General features: G+C 52.3%; 21 protein-coding genes. 8 read left to right on the forward strand and 13 right to left on the reverse strand.

The features are described from left to right. Positions 1-139: 139 nt before the first annotated feature. The gene (gene nanR, locus C3432_RS24450) at positions 140-919 is read right to left on the reverse strand and encodes a transcriptional regulator NanR (protein ID WP_103779794.1); all 780 of its coding nucleotides are present in this window, start codon (positions 917-919) and stop codon (positions 140-142) included. A 356-nt stretch (positions 920-1,275) separates the two neighbouring features. Here nanR and dcuC point away from each other — a divergent pair, with 356 nt between their 5' ends. Continuing rightward, a complete protein-coding gene (gene dcuC, locus C3432_RS24455; RefSeq protein ID WP_103779796.1) occupies positions 1,276-2,643 on the forward strand; it encodes an anaerobic C4-dicarboxylate transporter DcuC in 1,368 nt (455 codons plus the stop codon). 42 nt (positions 2,644-2,685) lie between these two features. On the opposite strand, the gene sspB is transcribed toward dcuC, so the two are convergent. From sspB to zapE, 5 genes are all read right to left on the reverse strand, one after another. After that, positions 2,686-3,186, reverse strand: a complete 501-nt coding sequence (gene sspB / locus C3432_RS24460) for a ClpXP protease specificity-enhancing factor (protein WP_103779798.1) — start codon at positions 3,184-3,186, stop codon at positions 2,686-2,688. Between the two features lie 5 nt (positions 3,187-3,191). Beyond that, complete coding sequence (gene sspA, locus C3432_RS24465; RefSeq protein ID WP_103779801.1) at positions 3,192-3,830, reverse strand: stringent starvation protein SspA; 639 nt, start codon at positions 3,828-3,830, stop codon at positions 3,192-3,194. Between the two features lie 314 nt (positions 3,831-4,144). Beyond that, a complete protein-coding gene (gene rpsI / locus C3432_RS24475; RefSeq protein WP_000829815.1) occupies positions 4,145-4,537 on the reverse strand; it encodes a 30S ribosomal protein S9 in 393 nt (130 codons plus the stop codon). 15 nt (positions 4,538-4,552) lie between these two features. After that, complete coding sequence (rplM, locus tag C3432_RS24480; protein WP_103779803.1) at positions 4,553-4,981, reverse strand: 50S ribosomal protein L13; 429 nt, start codon at positions 4,979-4,981, stop codon at positions 4,553-4,555. A gap of 215 nt (positions 4,982-5,196) precedes the next feature. Continuing rightward, a complete protein-coding gene (gene zapE / locus C3432_RS24490) occupies positions 5,197-6,324 on the reverse strand; it encodes a cell division protein ZapE (protein ID WP_103779805.1) in 1,128 nt (375 codons plus the stop codon). Positions 6,325-6,516: 192 nt separating this feature from the next. Between zapE and zapG the strand changes: the two genes are divergently transcribed. The 3 genes from zapG (at position 6,517) to degS (ending at position 9,609) form a co-directional block, all read left to right on the forward strand. Then, on the forward strand, positions 6,517-6,915 hold the full coding sequence (gene zapG / locus C3432_RS24495; protein ID WP_103779807.1) for a Z-ring associated protein ZapG: 399 nt from the start codon (positions 6,517-6,519) through the stop codon (positions 6,913-6,915). 168 nt (positions 6,916-7,083) lie between these two features. After that, positions 7,084-8,451 carry a serine endoprotease DegQ gene (gene degQ / locus C3432_RS24500; RefSeq protein ID WP_103779809.1) on the forward strand — a complete coding sequence of 456 codons (1,368 nt, stop codon included), beginning with the start codon at positions 7,084-7,086 and terminating at the stop codon, positions 8,449-8,451. 90 nt (positions 8,452-8,541) lie between these two features. After that, positions 8,542-9,609 (forward strand): outer membrane-stress sensor serine endopeptidase DegS, encoded by a 1,068-nt coding sequence (gene degS, locus C3432_RS24505; protein ID WP_103779811.1) that lies wholly within the window; start codon positions 8,542-8,544, stop codon positions 9,607-9,609. Between the two features lie 80 nt (positions 9,610-9,689). Here the strand turns inward: degS and mdh are convergent, their stop codons facing one another. Beyond that, complete coding sequence (gene mdh / locus C3432_RS24510; protein ID WP_103779813.1) at positions 9,690-10,628, reverse strand: malate dehydrogenase; 939 nt, start codon at positions 10,626-10,628, stop codon at positions 9,690-9,692. Between the two features lie 436 nt (positions 10,629-11,064). Between mdh and argR the strand changes: the two genes are divergently transcribed. From argR to yhcN-B, 3 genes are all read left to right on the forward strand, one after another. Continuing rightward, on the forward strand, positions 11,065-11,535 hold the full coding sequence (argR, locus tag C3432_RS24515; protein WP_103779815.1) for a transcriptional regulator ArgR: 471 nt from the start codon (positions 11,065-11,067) through the stop codon (positions 11,533-11,535). A gap of 370 nt (positions 11,536-11,905) precedes the next feature. After that, entirely contained in the window at positions 11,906-12,169 is a 264-nt protein-coding gene (yhcN, locus tag C3432_RS24520) for a peroxide/acid stress response protein YhcN (RefSeq protein ID WP_103779817.1), read from the forward strand. Positions 12,170-12,266: 97 nt separating this feature from the next. After that, a complete protein-coding gene (gene yhcN-B, locus C3432_RS24525) occupies positions 12,267-12,533 on the forward strand; it encodes a DUF1471 family stress response protein YhcN-B (protein ID WP_103779819.1) in 267 nt (88 codons plus the stop codon). Between the two features lie 100 nt (positions 12,534-12,633). Here yhcN-B and C3432_RS24530 read toward each other — a convergent pair whose 3' ends face one another. The 5 genes from C3432_RS24530 to aaeX all read right to left on the reverse strand — a co-directional run bounded on the left by C3432_RS24530 (position 12,634) and on the right by aaeX (position 17,595). Beyond that, a complete protein-coding gene (locus C3432_RS24530; protein ID WP_103779821.1) occupies positions 12,634-12,906 on the reverse strand; it encodes a barstar family protein in 273 nt (90 codons plus the stop codon). 34 nt (positions 12,907-12,940) lie between these two features. Further along, entirely contained in the window at positions 12,941-14,389 is a 1,449-nt protein-coding gene (locus C3432_RS24535; protein WP_103779823.1) for an NAD-dependent succinate-semialdehyde dehydrogenase, read from the reverse strand. 89 nt (positions 14,390-14,478) lie between these two features. After that, complete coding sequence (gene aaeB, locus C3432_RS24540) at positions 14,479-16,446, reverse strand: p-hydroxybenzoic acid efflux pump subunit AaeB (protein ID WP_103779824.1); 1,968 nt, start codon at positions 16,444-16,446, stop codon at positions 14,479-14,481. A gap of 5 nt (positions 16,447-16,451) precedes the next feature. Beyond that, a complete protein-coding gene (gene aaeA, locus C3432_RS24545) occupies positions 16,452-17,384 on the reverse strand; it encodes a p-hydroxybenzoic acid efflux pump subunit AaeA (protein WP_103779826.1) in 933 nt (310 codons plus the stop codon). A 7-nt stretch (positions 17,385-17,391) separates the two neighbouring features. After that, positions 17,392-17,595: a p-hydroxybenzoic acid efflux pump operon protein AaeX gene (gene aaeX / locus C3432_RS24550; RefSeq protein ID WP_000051841.1), complete on the reverse strand. Its 204-nt coding sequence runs from the start codon at positions 17,593-17,595 to the stop codon at positions 17,392-17,394. Positions 17,596-17,777: 182 nt separating this feature from the next. Between aaeX and aaeR the strand changes: the two genes are divergently transcribed. Continuing rightward, positions 17,778-18,710: an HTH-type transcriptional activator AaeR gene (gene aaeR, locus C3432_RS24555; RefSeq protein ID WP_103779828.1), complete on the forward strand. Its 933-nt coding sequence runs from the start codon at positions 17,778-17,780 to the stop codon at positions 18,708-18,710. Positions 18,711-18,803: 93 nt separating this feature from the next. Here aaeR and tldD read toward each other — a convergent pair whose 3' ends face one another. Further along, positions 18,804-20,249 (reverse strand): metalloprotease TldD, encoded by a 1,446-nt coding sequence (tldD, locus tag C3432_RS24560; protein WP_103779830.1) that lies wholly within the window; start codon positions 20,247-20,249, stop codon positions 18,804-18,806. Between the last annotated feature and the right edge of the window lie 38 nt (positions 20,250-20,287).

Below are 20,287 nucleotides of genomic sequence, written 5' to 3' on the forward strand. Positions count from 1 at the left end.
TCTGTCAATGATTAGTGTTATCTGACTACATACCTTTATACCTGTTATACCAGATCAAATAAGCAGCAATACAATACAGAAAGCTTATAGTGCGATCTGCCTCACTAAACGATCGTCAGGATCGCGATCGTATTCGCAATTATTTGTTTTTCGCGAAGGCGTGCCAGGTGGCAGAAACGCTGTTCAGGTGAGTTTGCAGGGCGCGGTCGGCTTCTTCCGGATCGCGTTTGCGAATTGCATCGACAATAGCGATATGCTCTTGATAGCTCACGTTATTGTGTTCATGCAGCTCCTGACTGCCAACCGCCGGGCGTGCGGCAATCAGCCAGTCCAGCAGCGCAACGTGGATAGCCATAAAGATGGGGTTGCCAGGGATCTCCGCCAGCACGCGATGAAAATCGACGTCAGAGCGGATGAACAACGCGTTGTCGTCCAGCGACTGGCTGTTGATCTCCAGCGCTTTTGCCAGCAGATCGACCTGTTCGTCGCTCGCATGCTCGGCGGCATAGCGCACGAGGCTGGATTCAAAAAATAGCCGCAGCTGTTCAAAGTGGGCGATCCCCCCCGGATGCGCGAGAAAATCTTTCGCCATGCCGGAAAGCTCGCTGATGATGGTATCCGCAGAGGGGCGCGAAACGCGGGCGCGTTCACCGTTGTTAATTTGTACCAGCCCTTTACGCTTTAATGCCGCAAGCGCTTCACGCACGGAAGGACGACCCACGTTGAAGAAGGCCATGAGTTCCCGTTCTGACGGCAGCTGTTCCCCCTCGCCAAACTCCCGGCGACGGATCATCTGCTCCAGTTCTTCCTCGACCATTTCCGACAGTTTTTTCCGCGCCAGCGGACGATTGCGTAAGCTGCGACCAATCGTGGATGGCGAATCTTCTGCTTGTGAATCAAATGCGCTCATAAGGTCCATTCTGCTAAGTCTTAGGGCAAACAACAGCCGGGTCATCGTAACACAGGATTGGAAGGAGGGTGAAATGATGGCCAGCCGGAGTGGCTCATTGATTAAAAAATATAAAATATGAATATTATTCGCGGATCAATTAATCAGAACCATTTTAATTCCTGCTGGCTTTTCAGAGTTTATGAAATTAGAGAATATGAACTTGATGAATTATCATAACCATCTATTTTAAATGGCAAATTTATTTAAATTGCGATTTAAAAATAAGAGATTCACTCCATAAATTCCGTCACAAAAAATATAACATTCGTTTTTACATCATCTTATTACCGAATTTTTCTTCTTTTCTGGCATGGAGTGAAACAATGTTCGGCATCATTATCTCTGCCATCGTTTTATTGACGATGGGTTACCTGATCCTTAAAAACTACAAACCGCAGGTGGTACTGGCTGCAGCCGGGATCTTCCTGATGCTGTGCGGCGTCTGGCTAGGCTACGGCGCGCTGGTCGCCCCCGATAAAAGTAGCGGCTATTTACTGGTCGATATCTACAACGAAATATTACGTATGCTCTCCAGCCGTGCGGCGGGATTGGGCCTTTCCATCATGGCCGTAGGCGGCTATGCCCGCTATATGGACCGGATGGGCGCCAGTCGAGCAATGGTCAGCCTGCTCAGCCGCCCGCTGAAGCTTATCCGCTCCCCCTATATCGTGCTGGCTGCCACCTATATTATTGGCCAGATTATGGCGCAGTTCATTACCAGCGCATCCGGACTGGGTATGCTGCTGATGGTGACCCTCTTCCCTACCCTTGTCAGCCTCGGCGTGAGCCGTCTGTCCGCAGTGGCGGTTATCGCAACATCCATGTCGATCGAATGGGGGATTCTGGAAACCAACTCTATTTTCGCCGCCCAGGTAGCGGGAATGAAGATTGCGACTTACTTCTTCCATTACCAGCTACCGGTCGCCTCCTGCGTTATCATCGCCGTGGCCGTCGCCCACTTTTTCGTCCAGCGCGCATTTGATAAAAAGGCAAAACCGGTTGAAGCCGGAAACGCAGAGCAAAAGACACTGGAAGATGTCCCTCCGCTCTGTTACGCCATCCTGCCAGTGATGCCGCTGATCCTGATGCTTGGCTCACTGTTTCTCGCCCATGTGGGGTTGATGCAGGCAGAGCTGAATCTGGTGGTGGTCATGTTGATGAGTATGACACTGACCATGTTTGTGGAATTCTTCCGTAAACACAATCTGCGTGCAACGATGGATGATGTGCAGGCTTTTTTCGACGGCATGGGTACACAATTTGCCAACGTTGTGACGCTGGTTGTTGCCGGTGAAATCTTCGCGAAAGGGTTAACCACCATTGGGACGGTCGATGCGGTGATTAAAGGAGCGGAAGATTCTGGACTGGGCGGTATCGGCGTGATGATCATCATGGCGCTGGTCATTGCAGCCTGTGCGATCGTCATGGGCTCCGGCAATGCACCGTTTATGTCTTTTGCCAGCCTGATCCCGGATATCGCGGCGGGTCTGCACATTCCGGCTGTGGTGATGATTATGCCGATGCACTTCGCCACCACGCTGGTGCGCGCCGTTTCACCCATTACCGCGGTGATTGTCGTGACGTCAGGGATTGCCGGCGTATCGCCGTTTGAGGTGGTAAAACGGACGGCGATCCCAATGGCGATCGGATTTGTGGTGAACATGGCAGTCACCATCATGCTGTTTTATTAACGCTGGTGGGAAACAAAACAGGCCCTTTGGGCCTGTTTGATATTACTTCACAACGCGTAATGCGGGGCGACCACCACGCGGCGGCGGCGGTTCGTCATCAGGATCGCTGTCATCGTCATGGTCCGGCTTATCGCCATCAATGACCGACATCACGGTTTCGGTTTCAACGCCCGATGTCACTTCGTCATCGTTCAAACTACTGACGTCTTCATCATAAGCCGTTTCAGGCTCGAACATCGTACCTGCACCATTCTCACGAGCATAAATCGCCAGAACAGCCGCCAGTGGAACAGAAACCTGACGCGGCACCCCGCCAAAGCGCGCATTAAAGCGCACTTCATCGTTAGTCAGCTCCAGATTCCCGACGGCGCGAGGCGCAATATTCAGAACAATTTGCCCATCGCGCGCATACTCCATGGGGACATGCACACCAGGCAGCGTCACATCCACCACCAGGTGCGGCGTGAGCTGGTTGTCCATCAACCACTCATAGAATGCACGCAGCAGATACGGACGTCTTGGCGTTAGCTGTGACAAATCCATACTGATTAACCCCGACCGAGGCGCATTTCACGTTCAGCTTCGGTTAAGGAAGCAAGGAAAGAATCACGCTCAAAGACGCGCGTCATGTAGCCTTTCAGCTCTTTAGCACCCGCACCGCTGAACTCGATCCCCAACTGCGGCAGGCGCCACAATAGCGGAGCCAGATAGCAATCGACCAGGCTGAACTCATCGCTCAGGAAGTACGGCTTTTGACCGAACACCGGCGCAATTGCCTGCAGCTCTTCGCGCAGCTGTTTACGCGCAACGTCAGCCTCCGCAGCGGAACCGTTTACGATGACGTTCATCAGCGTATACCAGTCTTTTTCAATACGGTGCATGTACAGGCGGCTTTCGCCACGCGCCACCGGATAAACCGGCATCAGCGGAGGATGAGGGAAACGCTCATCCAGGTATTCCATAATGATGCGAGATTCCCACAGGGTCAGCTCACGATCCACCAGTGTCGGAACGCTCTGATTCGGGTTGAGGTCAATCAGATCCTGAGGTGGATTGTCCTTTTCCACGTGTTCGATCTCAAAACTAACACCCTTTTCAGCCAGCACAATGCGGACCTGATGGCTATAGATGTCAGTAGGACCAGAAAACAGCGTCATTACCGAACGTTTGTTGGCAGCGACAGCCATGAAAACCTCCAGGTATATTCAGAATTTTTACTGCTACCAGCCACAGTATGGCCAGTCAGAAGTTATGTCACCCACTTCGGAAAAGTCATCATCGTTCAAAAAGCAAACAAAAAATGAGCAATACCCGATATTTGGGCGGAAAATTGGATGATAGTTTACCAGATTTTGTGACCTTTGTGGTGAGTCGATTCTGGAAAAGGGGAAAAAGAGGGGACAATTAGCGGAGTGCTGTGGGTATTTACGCCATTTATCCATAAAAAAACCCGCCGGAGCGGGCTTTTTCGCCAACTGTTTTCTGCCGGAGCAGAAACGAATTAACGTTTGGAGAACTGCGGACGACGACGTGCTTTACGCAGGCCGACTTTCTTACGTTCAACCTGACGAGCATCACGAGTAACGAAACCAGCTTTACGCAGTTCGCCACGCAGGGACTCATCATACTCCATCAGAGCGCGGGTGATACCGTGACGGATCGCACCAGCCTGACCAGAGATACCACCACCTTTAACAGTGATGTACAGATCCAGTTTCTCAACCATGTCGACCAGTTCCAGCGGCTGACGAACTACCATGCGGGCAGTTTCACGACCGAAGTACTGTTCCAGAGAACGTTGGTTGATAACGATTTTGCCGTTGCCCGGTTTGATGAACACGCGAGCTGCGGAACTTTTGCGGCGACCAGTGCCGTAGTATTGATTTTCAGCCATTGCCTATAATCCCGATTAGATGTCAAGAACTTGCGGTTGCTGTGCCGCGTGGGTGTGCTCGTTACCTGCGTAAACTTTCAGCTTACGGAACATAGCACGGCCCAGCGGGCCTTTTGGCAACATGCCTTTAACCGCGATTTCAATCACACGCTCAGGACGGCGAGCAATCATCTCTTCAAAGGTCGCTTCTTTGATACCACCGATGTGGCCAGTGTGGTGATAGTACACTTTGTCAGTACGCTTGTTGCCAGTTACAGCAACTTTGTCAGCGTTCAGAACGATGATGTAATCACCAGTATCTACGTGCGGAGTGTATTCCGCTTTGTGCTTACCGCGCAGGCGCAGAGCCAGTTCGGAAGCCAGACGACCCAGAGTCTTACCGGTCGCGTCAACAACATACCAGTCGCGTTTTACGGTTTCTGGTTTAGCTGTAAAAGTTTTCATTAAAAGCTTACCCAAATAAATAAGTTACACGTAGGTGTTCACCCAAACGTTTAGTCAGTTGAGGTTCACACGACAAAGTCCGGCAAACCTACCCCTTCGAATAGCCTATGCCGGCGAGAAAGTTTTGGGAAAAAACTCTCTTGTAACGTGGGGTCGCAAGATTATAGAGAAGTCGGGGTCAAAGATCGACCCCTTTTATGAGATTTGCAGCGGGTTTAACCCGCCAGATGTTCTCGCTTCAGATACTCTTCGCTCTGCATCTCCTGCAAACGCGACAGGCAGCGCTGAAATTCAAACTTCAGCCGCTCACCCTGATAGATGTCATACAAAGGTACCGCCGCGCTCACCACCAGCTTGACGTGACGTTCATAAAACTCGTCCACGAGGGCGATAAATCGCCGCGCTTCGCTTTCCATTAGCGACGTCATCACCGGGACATCAGACAGCAGCACGGTATGAAACAGACGCGACAACACAATGTAATCATGCTGACTGCGGGCATCGACGCATAACGTATTGAAGGAGACCGCCAGCGTCTGATTCTCAACCCCCTGCGTCGCCAGTGGACGGTGGTTTACCGTAAGCGTCGGCGCCTTTTCACGCTTTGCACCGGCAAGCGCCAGCCAGAGTTTGTCCATCTGCTGTTGTGTCTCATCGTTAAGCGGCGACAGCCACAGGTGCGCCTGGGTCAACGTACGCAGACGATAATCCACGCCAGCATCGACATTCATAATGTCGCAATGCTGTTTGATGGCATCAATGGCGGGAAGAAAACGCGCACGTTGCAGGCCGTTGCGGTACAGCTCATCCGGCGGAATATTCGAGGTCGCGACCAGCGTAATACCACGGGCAAACAGCGCGTTCATTAAACCGCCAAGCAGCATTGCGTCGGTAATATCGGAGACAAAAAACTCATCAAAACACAGCACATCGGTTTCGGCTTTAAAGCGGTCGGCAATGATGTCCAGCGGATCGCTTTGCCCCTGTAACGCCGTCAGCTCTTCGTGTACATGCAGCATAAAACGGTGAAAATGCAGACGCTGTTTACGTTCACCCGGCAGGCTGTGGTAGAAGAGATCCATCAGCCAGGTTTTACCACGCCCCACCCCGCCCCACATATACAGACCGCGTACCGGCGCATTTTCTGTCGGTTCACGTTTACCCAGTAGTTTGCCGACGCGGGCCATCAATCCACCTGTCTGCGGCATCGGCGGCTTTCTATTCGTCAATGACTGGTAAATGGTTTCCAGACGGTCAACCGCTGCTTTTTGTACGTCGTCGGGGTGGTGACTACCGTCATTAAGTGCCTGGAGATAACGCGATGTGGGGGAAAAGCTTTGCATGATGTTATTGTTATTCCTTGAAAATCGGTGTGCCGTCGTTCACGGTTGTCGAAAAAAAGGCCGTTCTACATTACGTGATATAAACACGGGATTCCACTTCTACAGGATTAGCGGTTATAGTGGCATAATCGGGCGCAGGCATGGAGCCTAAAGCCAACACCCTACGGAAACAAAAGACAACGGGAGATGTTCATGACCTGGGAATACGCGCTAATTGGGTTAGTCGTCGGCATTATCATTGGTGCTGTAGCCATGCGTTTTGGTAATCGCAAATTACGTCAGCAACAGGCGTTGCAGTACGAACTGGAAAAGAATAAAGCAGAGCTGGAAGAATACCGTGAAGAGCTGGTCAGCCACTTTGCCCGTAGCGCTGAACTGCTGGACAACATGGCGCACGATTATCGCCAGCTGTACCAGCATATGGCAAAAAGCTCCAGCAGCCTGCTGCCGGAACTGTCTGCGGAATCCAACCCGTTCCGTAACCGCCTGGCAGAGTCCGAAGCAAGCAACGATCAGGCGCCAGTACAGATGCCACGCGACTACTCCGAAGGGGCGTCCGGCCTGCTGCGTAGTGGCGCAAAGCGCGACTAACCACACATCATCAAGAAATTTCCAGGGCGCAATGATTGCGCCCTCCTCATCTCCCCCGTCCCAGCTATTATTTAATCAACAGTCTCATTGTTAGCAGGCCGAAAATTCAATAACATCAAACTGTTTTGAATCGTCTTTCCTTTTACTCAAGGTACGAGAGCAGGATCAATGAAAAAACAAACCCAGCTGTTGAGTGCATTCGCGTTAAGTGTCGGGTTAACTCTCTCGGCGCCGATTCAGTCCTTCGCGTCAATACCGGGTCAGGTTCCCGGCCAGAGCGCTATCCCCAGCCTCGCGCCTATGCTGGAGAAAGTCCTGCCAGCCGTGGTCAGCGTGCAGGTTGAAGGCACCACCGTCCAGAGCCAGAAGGTCCCGGAAGAGTTCAAAAAGTTTTTTGGTGATGATCTGCCTGACCAGCAGGCTCAGCCATTTGAAGGCTTAGGATCCGGCGTTATTATTGATGCCGCCAAAGGCTACGTTCTGACCAACAACCATGTCATCAATCAGGCACAAAAGATCAGCGTTCAGCTAAACGACGGACGCGAGTTTGACGCAAAACTGATTGGCGGGGACGACCAGAGCGATATCGCCCTGTTACAAATTCAAAACCCGGGCAATCTGACGCAAATCGCTATCGCCGACTCTGACAAACTGCGGGTGGGCGATTTTGCCGTGGCCGTCGGTAACCCGTTTGGTCTGGGGCAAACCGCGACATCCGGCATTGTTTCGGCATTGGGTCGTAGCGGGCTGAATCTCGAAGGTCTGGAAAACTTTATTCAGACCGATGCCTCCATTAACCGCGGGAATTCCGGCGGCGCACTGCTCAACCTCAACGGAGAGCTGATCGGCATTAACACCGCGATTCTGGCTCCCGGCGGCGGCAGCATCGGCATTGGCTTTGCCATTCCAGCTAATATGGCGCGTACGCTGGCGCAACAGTTGATCCAGTTTGGTGAAATTAAACGTGGTCTGCTGGGCATTAAAGGCACTGAAATGACCGCTGATATCGCCAAAGCATTCAAACTTGACGTGCAGCGTGGCGCGTTTGTCAGTGAAGTGCTGCCGAACTCGGGTTCTGCGAAGGCGGGCGTGAAGTCCGGCGACATCATCACCAGCCTCAACGGTAAACCACTCAGCAGTTTTGCCGAACTGCGTTCACGTATCGCCACGACCGAACCGGGCACCAAAGTGAAGATCGGGCTGCTGCGCAACGGCAAACCGCTGGAGTTTGAAGTCACCCTGGACACCAGCTCCTCCTCTTCCGCCAGCGCAGAGATGATTGCTCCGGCGCTGCAAGGAGCGACGCTCAGTGATGGACAACTGAAAGACGGCAGCAAAGGCATCCGGATCGACAGCGTTGAAAAAAGCAGTCCTGCCGCCCAGGCGGGTTTGCAGAAAGACGATGTGATCATCGGCGTCAACCGCGATCGTGTGAATTCGATTGCCGAAATGCGTAAAGTGCTGGAAGCGAAACCGTCGATCATTGCGCTGCAGATCGTCCGTGGCAATGAGAGCATCTATCTGCTCCTGCGTTAACATTATCCCCCCGGACATCAGCCTTGCGTGTGATGTCCGGTTAACTCGTGATATGCTGCAACCGTTCCCTTTTTTAATGACGCCTCCATCATGTTTGTGAAGCTCTTACGTTCGATCGCAATTGGTTTGATTGTCGGCGCCATTTTGTTGGCCGCCATGCCCTCGCTGCGCAACGTCAATCCCCTTTCTGCGCCACAATATGACAGTACCGATGAGACGCCTGACAGCTATAACTCAGCTGTACGCCGTGCCGCTCCGGCCGTCGTCAACGTCTACAACCGGAGTATGAACAGTACCGCACATAACCAGCTTGAAATTCGCACGCTGGGATCCGGGGTGATCATGGATCAGCGCGGCTATATCATTACCAATAAGCACGTCATTAATGATGCCGACCAAATCATCGTCGCATTGCAGGATGGGCGTGTATTCGAAGCGCTGCTGGTGGGTTCTGATACGTTAACCGATCTTGCGGTGCTGAAAATCAACGCTACCGGTGGTCTGCCGACAATTCCAATTAATAACAAACGCGTGCCGCATATTGGCGATGTCGTCCTGGCGATCGGTAACCCCTATAACCTCGGGCAGACGATTACCCAGGGGATCATCAGCGCAACCGGTCGTATCGGCCTGAACCCGACGGGCCGTCAAAATTTTCTGCAAACAGATGCCTCCATCAACCACGGTAACTCCGGCGGCGCGCTGGTGAACTCGCTGGGCGAGCTCATGGGCATTAACACGCTGTCGTTTGATAAAAGCAACGACGGTGAAACACCAGAAGGGATCGGCTTTGCTATCCCATTCCAGCTGGCGACCAAAATTATGGATAAGCTGATCCGCGATGGCCGCGTGATCCGTGGCTATATCGGCATTGGCGGCCGCGAGATCGCCCCGCTTCATTCACAGGGCGGCGGCATGGATCAGCTCCAGGGTATCGTCGTCAATGAAGTCTCACCAGACGGCCCGGCGGCGCAGGCAGGAATTCAGGTTAACGATCTCATTATTTCAGTGAACAACAAACCTGCTGTCTCCGCGCTGGAAACAATGGACCAGGTTGCTGAAATTCGCCCAGGCTCTGTGATTCCGGTGATCGTCATGCGTGATGACAAGCAACTCACGCTCCAGGTCACCATTCAGGAATACCCGGCGACGAATTAACAAGCGTCGCCGAGAAGAGGCAACGGCAGGCATAAAAAAACCGGAGTCAGTGCTCCGGTTTTTATCTGGCAACGGCTCGCTTACTTGTTAACGAACTCTTCGCCCAGAGTAATGTCTTTTTTCAGCGTATCCAGCATGCCTTCCAGCGCGTTCTGCTCGAATGCACTCAGTTTGCCGATAGACTTACGTTCTTCCACGCCGTTTTTACCCAGCAGCAGCGGCTGAGAGAAGAAACGGGCATACTGGCCGTCACCTTCAACGTAGGCACATTCCACCACGTCTTTTTCGCCCTGCAGCGCACGTACCAGAGACAGACCAAAGCGCGCAGCCGCCTGACCCATAGAGAGAGTTGCAGAGCCGCCACCGGCCTTCGCTTCAACCACTTCAGTACCCGCGTTCTGGATACGTTTGGTCAGATCGGCAACTTCCTGCTCAGTAAAGCTCACGCCCGGAATTTGCGACAGCAGCGGCAGAATGGTCACGCCAGAGTGTCCACCGATAACCGGAACTTCAACGTCGGTTGGCAGTTTGCCTTTCAGTTCCGCCACAAACGTGTTGGAGCGGATGATGTCCAGCGTGGTCACGCCAAACAGTTTGTTCTTGTCGTAAACGCCGGCTTTCTTCAGCACTTCAGCCGCGATTGCCACGGTGGTGTTCACCGGGTTAGTAATGATACCCACGCAGGCTTTCGGACAGGTTGTCGCGATCTGCTGTACCAGGTTCTTCACAATACCTGCGTTGACGTTGAACAGATCGGAACGATCCATACCCGGTTTACGGGCAACACCCGCAGAAATCAGCACGACATCAGCACCTTCGAGTGCCGGAGTAGCGTCTTCACCGGAGAAACCTTTGATTTTCACAGCAGTTGGGATATGGCTCAGATCAACGGCCACACCGGGAGTCACTGGAGCGATGTCGTACAGAGAGAGTTCTGAACCTGAAGGCAGTTGGGTTTTTAACAGTAATGCAAGCGCCTGACCGATACCGCCAGCTGCGCCGAGGACTGCGACTTTCATCCTAAACTCCTTATTATATTGATAAGCTAAGTGTTTGTTGCTCCGCGGCGGCGACCATAATTCACAAATCCAATGAATACAACTACAACGCGTCAAGAATGCGGAGTCACGCAAATTTGGCTTTTATGCATTTAACTTACGTAAAATAAAACCTAAGTTACGTAAACCAAAACCGCCAACACAGGAGAGCAACTTTCCAACAGGTGGTGACAATATACTCTACTGCTCAGGCAAAACAACATCAATTTGATAACAATTAATTTACTTTTAAGCTTATTTGCGCGCCGTGACACAGGCATGTTTCTTGATAACGAAATTTGATAAAATTCCGCTCTTTCATAACATTATTTCAGCCTCCAGCGAGGTAGACTGTTTGCATAAAAATTCATCTGTATGCATAATAATGTTGTTTCCATCCTCATACTACGGGTGACTTATGCGAAGCTCGGCTAAGCAAGAAGAATTAGTTAAGGCGTTTAAAGCGCTGCTTAAAGAAGAAAAATTCAGTTCCCAGGGCGAAATCGTCCTCGCGTTGCAGGATCAGGGCTTTGATAATATCAACCAGTCCAAGGTCTCCCGCATGCTAACCAAGTTCGGCGCAGTGCGTACCCGCAATGCGAAAATGGAGATGGTGTATTGCCTTCCGGCTGAACTGGGTGTGCCAACAACGTCCAGCCCATTAAAGAACCTGGTTCTGGATATCGACTACAACGATGCGGTGGTGGTTATTCATACAAGCCCAGGTGCAGCACAGCTGATCGCCCGCCTGCTGGACTCACTGGGCAAAGCAGAGGGTATCCTCGGTACGATTGCCGGTGATGACACTATCTTCACCACGCCAGCCAACGATTTTTCCGTAAAAGATCTGTACGAAGCCATTCTGGAATTGTTCGAACAAGAGCTGTAATTCATCACCCCGTCGTCGCCTGGCGCGACGGGGGAAACACCTGCCTGCACCTCACTTTTCCGTAACTTTCCTCTGCATCTGATTTAACAAATAGTGCGTTTAACCATGATATTTCATTTATCTGGTGAATGTAAAAGCTGAAAAACGCACATTTTGCAAAATCACATATCTCTATGAATTTATTAAATTTATTCGTTAAACCTGTCTTTTTTAATTCCATTTAGCTATAAGAAATTCATTTTTAAAAACCTAATATCAAGAGAAACAATTAGCGTGGTATTAATTAATCGCGTGATTAGTGTATACTTGATTTTGTGATGAGGGTCACGAAACGAAGACCCCAATAAAAGAATTCGACGAGGTAAAAATCATGAAAATCAAAACTACTGTTGCAGCATTAAGCGTTCTGTCCGTTCTCTCTTTTGGCGCATTCGCGGCAGAGTCCATTAACGCAGAGCAAGCGCAAGGCCGCCAGGCCATCGGTTCTGTTTCCGTTAGCGCAATCGGCTCTTCTCCGATGGATATGCACGAAATGCTGAACAAAAAAGCCGAAGAGAATGGGGCGTCAGCCTATCAGATTACCGAAGCACGTAGCGGCGACAACTGGCATGCAACGGCTGAACTGTATAAATAAGTTTCGCTGATAACCGAACGACATTATTTACGCTCACGAGACATCGCATAAAAAACGCCCTTCAGCCCGTGAGTACAATGAATTAAGGAATAAAACCATGAAAACTACATACATTATCGCAGCACTCGGCCTGGCTTCTGTACTCTCTTTTGGCGCAAGCGCCGCAGTACATCAGGTGAATACTCAGGAAGCACAAAATCTTCAGCCAATGGGTAGCATCTCCGTCGCGCAGATCGGCAGCTCCCCAATGGATATGCGCGAGGCAATCGCGGCTAAAGCAGAAAAAGCCGGTGCCAGCAGCTATCGCGTTGTTGAATTAAGTACAGGCGACCAGTGGCACGCCACTGCCGAACTGTATAAATAAACCCTCGTCGTCTAGTCCGACGACCTTGCCCCCGCCTGCCGGGGGCTTTTTTTATGCTTATCGACTTTCCGGCTGTTGTTGCGTTGACTACGTCCGTCCATTAATGGCGTACGTTAAAGCGCAGCTGACCTTCCAGCTCTTCTTCGGCTTCATCAAACAGCAGAATCAGAGCGCCGTAGCGTCGGCGCAGCTTATCAGGCAGATGAACAAACTCAATTTCCAGCGGTAACGGCAGCACTTCACTCATCACCACGTCCCATAGCGAATCGAGATCGCGCACTTTTCCTTTGGCAAGACCAAACGTCCGCGTAAACTCGCGATAGAAATCGCCCGGCTCCTCAATTTCATCAAAATCAAAAGTATAGATATTCATCTGTCGCCCCTTTCCCGACGCCACGCCTGCCAGGCTACAGGCCGCCAATATGCAGCGTTTTCACTTCCAAAAACTCGTCTAATCCCAGCACCGACCCTTCCCGTCCAAGCCCCGACTCTTTTACCCCACCAAACGGACCCAGTTCGGTAGAGACAGCACATTCATTAATACCGATCATGCCACTTTCAAGAGCCTGAGAAACACGAAATACGCGCTGTAGGTTTTGGGTATAGAAGTAAGCCGCCAGGCCAAACGGTGTGTTGTTGGCACGCTCGACAACCTCTTCCTCGCGAGTAAAACGGAAGCAGGCGGCTACAGGACCAAAGGTTTCCTCATTCGCGAGCATCATTTGATCACTACAGTCGCCAAGCACCGTTGGCTGCCAGAAATTTCCACCCAGCGAGTGCGCCTTCCCACCTGCCAGCACTTTCGCCCCTTTCGCAAGCGCATCTTCCACGTGCTCACGCACTTTTTCGACAGCGGCAGGCTCAATCAGCGGGCCAACAATAACGCCATTATCCATGCCGTTACCCACTTTCAGCCCATCCACGGCATCAGCCAGTTTGCGGGTAAATTCGTCATAGACTGATTCATGAATATAGAAACGGTTAACGCTGACGCACACCTGCCCGGCGTTACGGAATTTATTGGCAATCGCGCCTTTAACGGCGTCATCAATATCCGCGTCTTCAAACACGATGTATGGCGCATTGCCGCCCAGCTCCATCGATACCTTTTTCATCGTTTCGGCAGCATTGCGCATTAGCGTTTTGCCGACGGAGGTGGAGCCGGTAAAGGAAATCTTACGGACATCATGACTGGCCATAATGGCATCGCTGATTTCCGGCGTATTGCCTGCGACAGCGTTAAGTACCCCATCCGGAACGCCTGCCTCCTTCGCCAGCGTTAACAGCGCAAAAGCACTGAGCGGCGTATTATTGGCGGGTTTGATCACCCCGGTGCAGCCTGCGGCCAGCGCCGGTCCCAATTTGCGGGTCAACATCGCCATGGGGAAGTTCCACGGCGTAATTGCCGCCACTACACCAATCGGTTCACGGGTAGCCAGAATGCGGGAGCCCGGTTTGACAGGCGGAATAATCTCGCCATTGGCACGTTTCGCCTGCTCAGCAAACCATTGAATAAAGCTGGCGGCATATTCCACTTCACCTTCGGCTTCTTTCAATGGCTTGCCCTGTTCTGCCGTCATCAGACGACCGAGCCAGCTTTTGTTTTCAACGATCAGTTCGTACCAGCGATACAGAATTGCCGAACGCTCTTTCGCCGTCTTTGCCCGCCATGCCGGGAAAGCTTTCGCTGCGGCGGCAATTGCCTCTTCCGTTTGCTGTTTGCCCGCCTTTGCAACTTTCGCAATGACCTCTCCGGTCGCCGGATTGACGACATCAAAAGTGTTATCCAGCTGTTTCCAGATCCCATTAACCCAATATCCTGTCTGAAACAGCGCATTGTCCTGAAGTGTTGGCATGTCTATTTTTCTCCCGATGTCATAGCTCCCACATGTCAGATAAGTATAGCCATAAAAAAACCGACGCTTTTGGCATCGGTTTTTATCGCTTAGTTATCCGTCAGGGCATGCTGGTACTTGTGCAACATGCCTGAGAGTCGCTTCACCGGCTCCGTGACCTGCGGCGGCGCCTCACAAGCGCGGAGCTTCTCCTGATAGATATCCAGTTCATCCAGCAGTTGGCTAAAGTAGCGTCGGCGCTTGTCGTCGCTCACGGCAGAAATCACGTGATCGGCAGTGCGGCGCAGCTGACGGTGAAAAACGGAAAGCTCGTCATTCACCGGAATTGGCGCGTCACGCAGACGCTGATGGGCGATGATCATGGTTAATGCCAGGCGAAACTTCGGCAGATCGCCAGGGAACTTGTTCATCAACAAAAACAGCTGTTGATACAGTGCGGGCAGATGATTTTCCTTACGACGAACCGCGTTGGTGGTCATTGCCGAAACAGCAGCGGAGACAAACTGGTTGAGCAACACTCGTCCGGTTCTGTCCCGGGAGTTATCACGCACCAGCAATATGACAATAAACGCCAGCATACAGCCCACGATCTGTCCCAATGCGCTGTCGAGGAACTGGCTGAAGTGGAAAGTCATCGGGTTATCCAGCACGATGATATTAATGGTACTCGCCAGCGCCCCCATCGATCCCAGGCGGCGTTTTTGTACCTCAATACCGAGGAAGAACCCCAGCACCGCCAGACTCAAACACAGCAACAACATGCTTTGCTGTGTATTCGGGATAATCACCAGGAAATAGAGCGCCCCCAGCGGCAGCGCAGCCAGCGTCCCATAGATAAAGTCGATCGCCACCATCCGTGGATTAGGCAGACGCATTGCCAACGAGGTAACCACCGCAATCATCACCATCGCACCGCTACCGGATGTCCAGCCGGTCCACAGCCAGAACAGCGTCCCCAGCACACAGGAGAGCGTGGTACGCCAGAAGTTGACCATTGCATGATGACGTTCGGCTGATTCGACCTTAACGACCGGCTCGCCCCGCAGCACCTCGTCTTCCGCCGCACTGATTTTAGTGTTGCTGATCACACCTCGTTTGAGCAGCAAATAGCGCGTTGCGGCGCCAGCCCAGGTATAAATAGTCACCGGCGTTTCACGCTCACCGGTCCAGGCGATAACACGACGCATACGCTTGAGCTGTTTATGGACATCCTGCGCCGTTTCGACCGGCGTCTCAAACAGCTCACGGAAGGTATCGGTAATCAATTCCGGCCGGGTGTTCTGAATTATGTAAGTTTCGCAGGACTGCGTAATTAACGTCAGCGAGAGCGTATTCAGCGCTTTTAAACGTCGATTCGCACGCCCCCAGCGGGAGGATTCAATGTTCAGGTTACTACGCATACCGTCGAGCGCCGTAGTACGACGAACCAGATCGCCCCAGGCTTTATCCACCTCTTCGCTATCACCATGCTTGATACACAGCTGCATCAGCTGGTACTGCGCCACCAGCAGGTTGTCCAGCTCGCGATCGACTTCATTTTTAATTGAACGAGGAGAAAAAAGCAGGTCAGCCATAATTGCACAGACAATGCCAATGACGATCTCACTACAGCGCTCAAGGGCAAACTGTGGTGTCAGCAGTGGCTCTGCCTGAATGGTGATCACGATAATCAGCGCGGTATAGCCAGAAAGTCCCCATGCGTAGGAGTTCTCAATGCGTATCAGGGAAGAGATCCAGGTACAAAACCCGGCCCAGATGCAGCACACCAGAATCATCAGCAGCGGGGCGCGAATCATGGTGGTAATAATCACCAGCGCGGCAATACAACCAATAAAGGTACCGACAATACGTAACATTCCGCGATAGCGGATTGCACCAGAATAAGGTTCTCCACCCGCAGCAAAAGCCGGCCCTGCGGCAACGATTGCCGCCGTCAGCACCGCCCAACGTGGAGTTTCAAGCTCAAAGTGAAAGCCAACAAACAGCGCCAGCACAATGGCAGATGCCAGCTTCACCGCAAAGCGGATATGCTGATTGGCAATGGAGAAAATGCCCATCGTGATTAACCGAATTCGCGCAGACGGTGCGCCACTTTACGGAAGAAGGAGTCGTTATTCTCATCACGATCCTGCTTACCGGCGATCACGACGGTTGCGGTGGTCCCGGCAGGCCAGAGATTACCTTGCTGATCGTCAAGACGAATGCGTACCGGAACACGTTGCGCCAGACGCACCCACTCCAGATTAGAATCGATAGTCGCCATCCCTTTGGCATCGCGGGTGCTACTGGCATTTGTAACCCCTGCCGCCACGCTGTCAACGGTTCCTTTCAACACTTTGTTACTGCCAAGCGGCGTAATCTCTGCGCGATACCCGGGACGGACGCCGTCAAGTTTAGTCTCTTCCATATACGCCAGGACATAGAAAGAGTTCTGCTTCACCAGCGCAACAGCCGTTGCACCACGCGTGATAAACTCACCGGTATAGACGTTCAGGTTGGTCACCCAACCATCGGCAGGAGCACGGATCACCGTGCGTTCGAGGTCTAATTTTGCCAAATCGCGGGTAGCCTGCGCCTTCGCCAGCTGATGTAATACGGTTTGCAGTACGTTATTGGCCTGATCGATCTCTTCACGCGACATTGCCTGCACGCCAAGACGATTACGACGCCCGGCCTCCTGGCGTTTTTCCTGTGATAACACCTGATAGTAGGCGACGTCTGCTTCCGCTTCTTCGAGCGCTTTTTTATAGCGCGGCTGATCGATGGTAAACAGAACCTGGTCTTTCTTCACCAGTTGATTATCATGAACGTTGACGTTGGTGATAAGCCCGGCGACATCCGGGGCGATTGCCACTACGTCGGCGCTGAAGCGCGCGTCGCGTGTCCAGGGGGATTCGGTGTAATAAACCCAGGCGCGGAAAATTGCGATGAAGGCCAGAATGACGAATATGACGGTAATGGCCGTACGGGAGATTTTTCTTGTTAGTGTTTTCACTTCAACCTCAAACGAACAGACGCGATATCAAGTAGAAAAGGCAGCAATACAGCGCAGTGTTAAACAGAGCCGGGTGCCAGACAAAATCATAGATGCCGGTCGGCACAAGCACGCGGCGCACCAGCCAGAAAATAGCCAGTGACAAAAGCAATTCGAAAAATATCGGTGGGAAGGAGAGACCAAACACCACGATAACGGGAAACAGACTCATGTTGACCTTGATTTTAGAGAGAGTGCAGGCGATATAGTTTTCAGCAGGTGCCGCCGCAGAGAAAGGCAAGGAAAGCCGGGCGAGAGCGGCATAGCTGTTATTTGAATAATAATATATTACCGTAACTGTTATGCTGTTATCTATATTATGTGATCTAAATCACTTTTAAGCCAGAGTGAACAATGGAACGATTAAAACGCATGTCGGTGTTCGCCAAAGTCGTGGAATTTGGCTCGTTCACCGCCGCTGCCAGACAGCTACAAATGAGCGTATCCTCCATCAGCCAGACGGTGGCTAAGCTGGAAGATGAGCTTCAGGTTAAGCTGCTAAACCGCAGCACGCGCAGCATTGGGCTTACCGAAGCCGGGAAAATCTATTATCAGGGTTGCCGACGGATGCTGCATGAAGTGCAGGATGTTCATGAGCAGCTTTACGCTTTTAACAACACGCCCATCGGCACGCTGCGCATAGGTTGTTCTTCAACCATGGCACAAAATGTCCTCGCCGGACTCACGGCAAGGATGCTCAAAGAGTACCCGGGCCTGACCGTCAATCTGGTCACCGGGATCCCGGCACCTGATCTGATCGCCGACGGGCTGGATGTCGTGATCCGCGTTGGGGCATTGCAGGATTCCAGCCTGTTTTCTCGTCGTCTGGGGGCGATGCCGATGGTGGTTTGCGCCGCCAAAAGCTATCTTGCGCAGTACGGTACGCCGGAGAAACCCGCCGATCTCAGCAACCATTCATGGCTTGAATACAGCGTTCGCCCGGATAACGAGTTTGAACTGATCGCCCCGGAGGGGATCTCAACCCGATTAATCCCTCAGGGACGCTTCGTCACTAACGATCCGATGACCCTCAGCCGTTGGTTGACCGCAGGGGCAGGTGTTGCTTATGTCCCGCTGATGTGGGTGATCAATGAGATCAACAGCGGTGAGCTGGAGATCCTGCTGCCGCGCTATCAGTCCGATCCGCGTCCGGTCTATGCACTGTATACCGAAAAGGACAAACTGCCGCTCAAGGTGCAGGTGGTGATTAACTCTCTGACGGACTATTTTGTCGATGTCTCCCGGCTGTTTAAGGGTATGTACGGCAGGGGTAAAGAGAAGGGATAAAGTGCCCGATGACGCTACGCGTATCGGGCCTGTGGCTGGTATGAGATCTGTAGGCCGGATAAGGCCTTAGCCGCCATCCGGCAAAAGATACAATCAGGCAGTGCCGCCTACCGTCAGGTTGTCCACCTTCAGCGTTGGCTGACCCACGCCTACCGGTAAACTCTGCCCCTCTTTACCACAGACGCCAACGCCGTTGTCGAGCTTCAGATCGTTACCCACCATTGAAATCTGCTGCATCGCTTCGATTCCGGAGCCGATCAGCGTCGCGCCTTTCACCGGCTTCGTCACCTTACCGTTTTCGATGAGATACGCTTCAGAGGTCGAGAAAACAAACTTGCCTGAAGTGATATCCACCTGACCACCGCCAAAGTTCGGCGCGTAGATACCGTACTCAACGGACTCGATGATCTCCTGCGGCGTGGACTTGCCCGGCAGCATGTAAGTGTTGGTCATACGAGGCATCGGCAAATGCGCATAAGACTCACGACGCCCATTACCGGTTGGCGCAACGCCCATCAGACGCGCATTGAGTTTATCCTGCATGTAACCTTTCAGAATACCTTTCTCAATCAATACGTTGTACTGGCCAGGTGTCCCTTCGTCATCAATAGCGACAGAACCACGGCGATCGGCCATCGTGCCATCATCAACCACCGTGCAAAGTTCAGATGCGACCAGCTCCCCCATATGCCCGCTAAAGACAGAGGTACCGCGACGGTTGAAGTCGCCTTCCAGACCGTGTCCCACCGCCTCGTGCAGCAGCACGCCCGGCCAGCCAGCGCCCAGTACAACCGGCAACGTTCCGGCTGGCGCTGCCACTGCGGAAAGATTTACCAGCGCCATACGGACAGCTTCTTTCGCCCACGCGTCAGCACGGACTTCGCCATCCAGGTCGGCAAGGAAAAACTCATAGCCAAAACGCCCGCCGCCACCGCTGGCACCGCGCTCACGTTTACCGTCCTCTTCCACCTGTACGCTCACTGACAGTCGCACCAGCGGACGAACATCTGCCGCCAGCGTGCCATCCGTTGCCGCAATCAGGATCAATTCATACACCCCGGTCAGGCTGGCGGTCACTTCCTGAACGCGTTTATCCGCCTCACGTGCCACTTTGTCCACGCGTCTGAGGATATCCAGTTTCTCTTCGCGACTCATGCTCTGTAAGGGATCAACCGAGGTATAAAGCGCCTGATGTTCCACCGCCCCCAGCGTTTTGACCTTACCGTCGCCGCTGTCACGCACGATAGTACGTGCGGCTTGCGCACTCTGTTCCAGCGCTAACAGGCTGATTTGGTCGGCATAGGCAAAACCGGTTTTCTCACCGCTTACCGCACGGACGCCAACACCCTGATCGATATTGTAAGAACCATCTTTGATGATGCGATCTTCTAAAACCCAGGATTCGTGGTAGCTCGACTGAAAATAGAGATCGCCGTAATCAAGTCGGCGTTCGGCCAGTTGGCCCAGAATAGCGAACAGATCCTGATGTTTCAGGCCATTCGCTGCTAGCAATTGTTCACTTACCAGGTTCAGACTCATCGTTTTTGCTACTCATTGGTGACTTCAGGAGAAGATCT

The sequence above is a fragment of the Citrobacter amalonaticus genome, from assembly GCF_002918555.1.
Taxonomy (GTDB): domain Bacteria; phylum Pseudomonadota; class Gammaproteobacteria; order Enterobacterales; family Enterobacteriaceae; genus Citrobacter_C; species Citrobacter_C amalonaticus_A.

Excerpts from the sequence above, each read along its gene's own strand:
- nanR (WP_103779794.1), bottom strand. The coding sequence starts at position 919 with ATGGACCTTATGAGCGCATTTGATTCACAAGCAGAAGATTCGCCATCC.
- dcuC (WP_103779796.1), top strand. The coding sequence starts at position 1,276 with ATGTTCGGCATCATTATCTCTGCCATCGTTTTATTGACGATGGGTTAC.
- sspB (WP_103779798.1), bottom strand. The coding sequence starts at position 3,186 with ATGGATTTGTCACAGCTAACGCCAAGACGTCCGTATCTGCTGCGTGCA.
- sspA (WP_103779801.1), bottom strand. The coding sequence starts at position 3,830 with ATGGCTGTCGCTGCCAACAAACGTTCGGTAATGACGCTGTTTTCTGGT.
- rpsI (WP_000829815.1), bottom strand. The coding sequence starts at position 4,537 with ATGGCTGAAAATCAATACTACGGCACTGGTCGCCGCAAAAGTTCCGCA.
- rplM (WP_103779803.1), bottom strand. The coding sequence starts at position 4,981 with ATGAAAACTTTTACAGCTAAACCAGAAACCGTAAAACGCGACTGGTAT.
- zapE (WP_103779805.1), bottom strand. The coding sequence starts at position 6,324 with ATGCAAAGCTTTTCCCCCACATCGCGTTATCTCCAGGCACTTAATGAC.
- zapG (WP_103779807.1), top strand. The coding sequence starts at position 6,517 with ATGACCTGGGAATACGCGCTAATTGGGTTAGTCGTCGGCATTATCATT.
- degQ (WP_103779809.1), top strand. The coding sequence starts at position 7,084 with ATGAAAAAACAAACCCAGCTGTTGAGTGCATTCGCGTTAAGTGTCGGG.
- degS (WP_103779811.1), top strand. The coding sequence starts at position 8,542 with ATGTTTGTGAAGCTCTTACGTTCGATCGCAATTGGTTTGATTGTCGGC.
- mdh (WP_103779813.1), bottom strand. The coding sequence starts at position 10,628 with ATGAAAGTCGCAGTCCTCGGCGCAGCTGGCGGTATCGGTCAGGCGCTT.
- argR (WP_103779815.1), top strand. The coding sequence starts at position 11,065 with ATGCGAAGCTCGGCTAAGCAAGAAGAATTAGTTAAGGCGTTTAAAGCG.
- yhcN (WP_103779817.1), top strand. The coding sequence starts at position 11,906 with ATGAAAATCAAAACTACTGTTGCAGCATTAAGCGTTCTGTCCGTTCTC.
- yhcN-B (WP_103779819.1), top strand. The coding sequence starts at position 12,267 with ATGAAAACTACATACATTATCGCAGCACTCGGCCTGGCTTCTGTACTC.
- C3432_RS24530 (WP_103779821.1), bottom strand. The coding sequence starts at position 12,906 with ATGAATATCTATACTTTTGATTTTGATGAAATTGAGGAGCCGGGCGAT.
- C3432_RS24535 (WP_103779823.1), bottom strand. The coding sequence starts at position 14,389 with ATGCCAACACTTCAGGACAATGCGCTGTTTCAGACAGGATATTGGGTT.
- aaeB (WP_103779824.1), bottom strand. The coding sequence starts at position 16,446 with ATGGGCATTTTCTCCATTGCCAATCAGCATATCCGCTTTGCGGTGAAG.
- aaeX (WP_000051841.1), bottom strand. The coding sequence starts at position 17,595 with ATGAGTCTGTTTCCCGTTATCGTGGTGTTTGGTCTCTCCTTCCCACCG.
- aaeR (WP_103779828.1), top strand. The coding sequence starts at position 17,778 with ATGGAACGATTAAAACGCATGTCGGTGTTCGCCAAAGTCGTGGAATTT.
- tldD (WP_103779830.1), bottom strand. The coding sequence starts at position 20,249 with ATGAGTCTGAACCTGGTAAGTGAACAATTGCTAGCAGCGAATGGCCTG.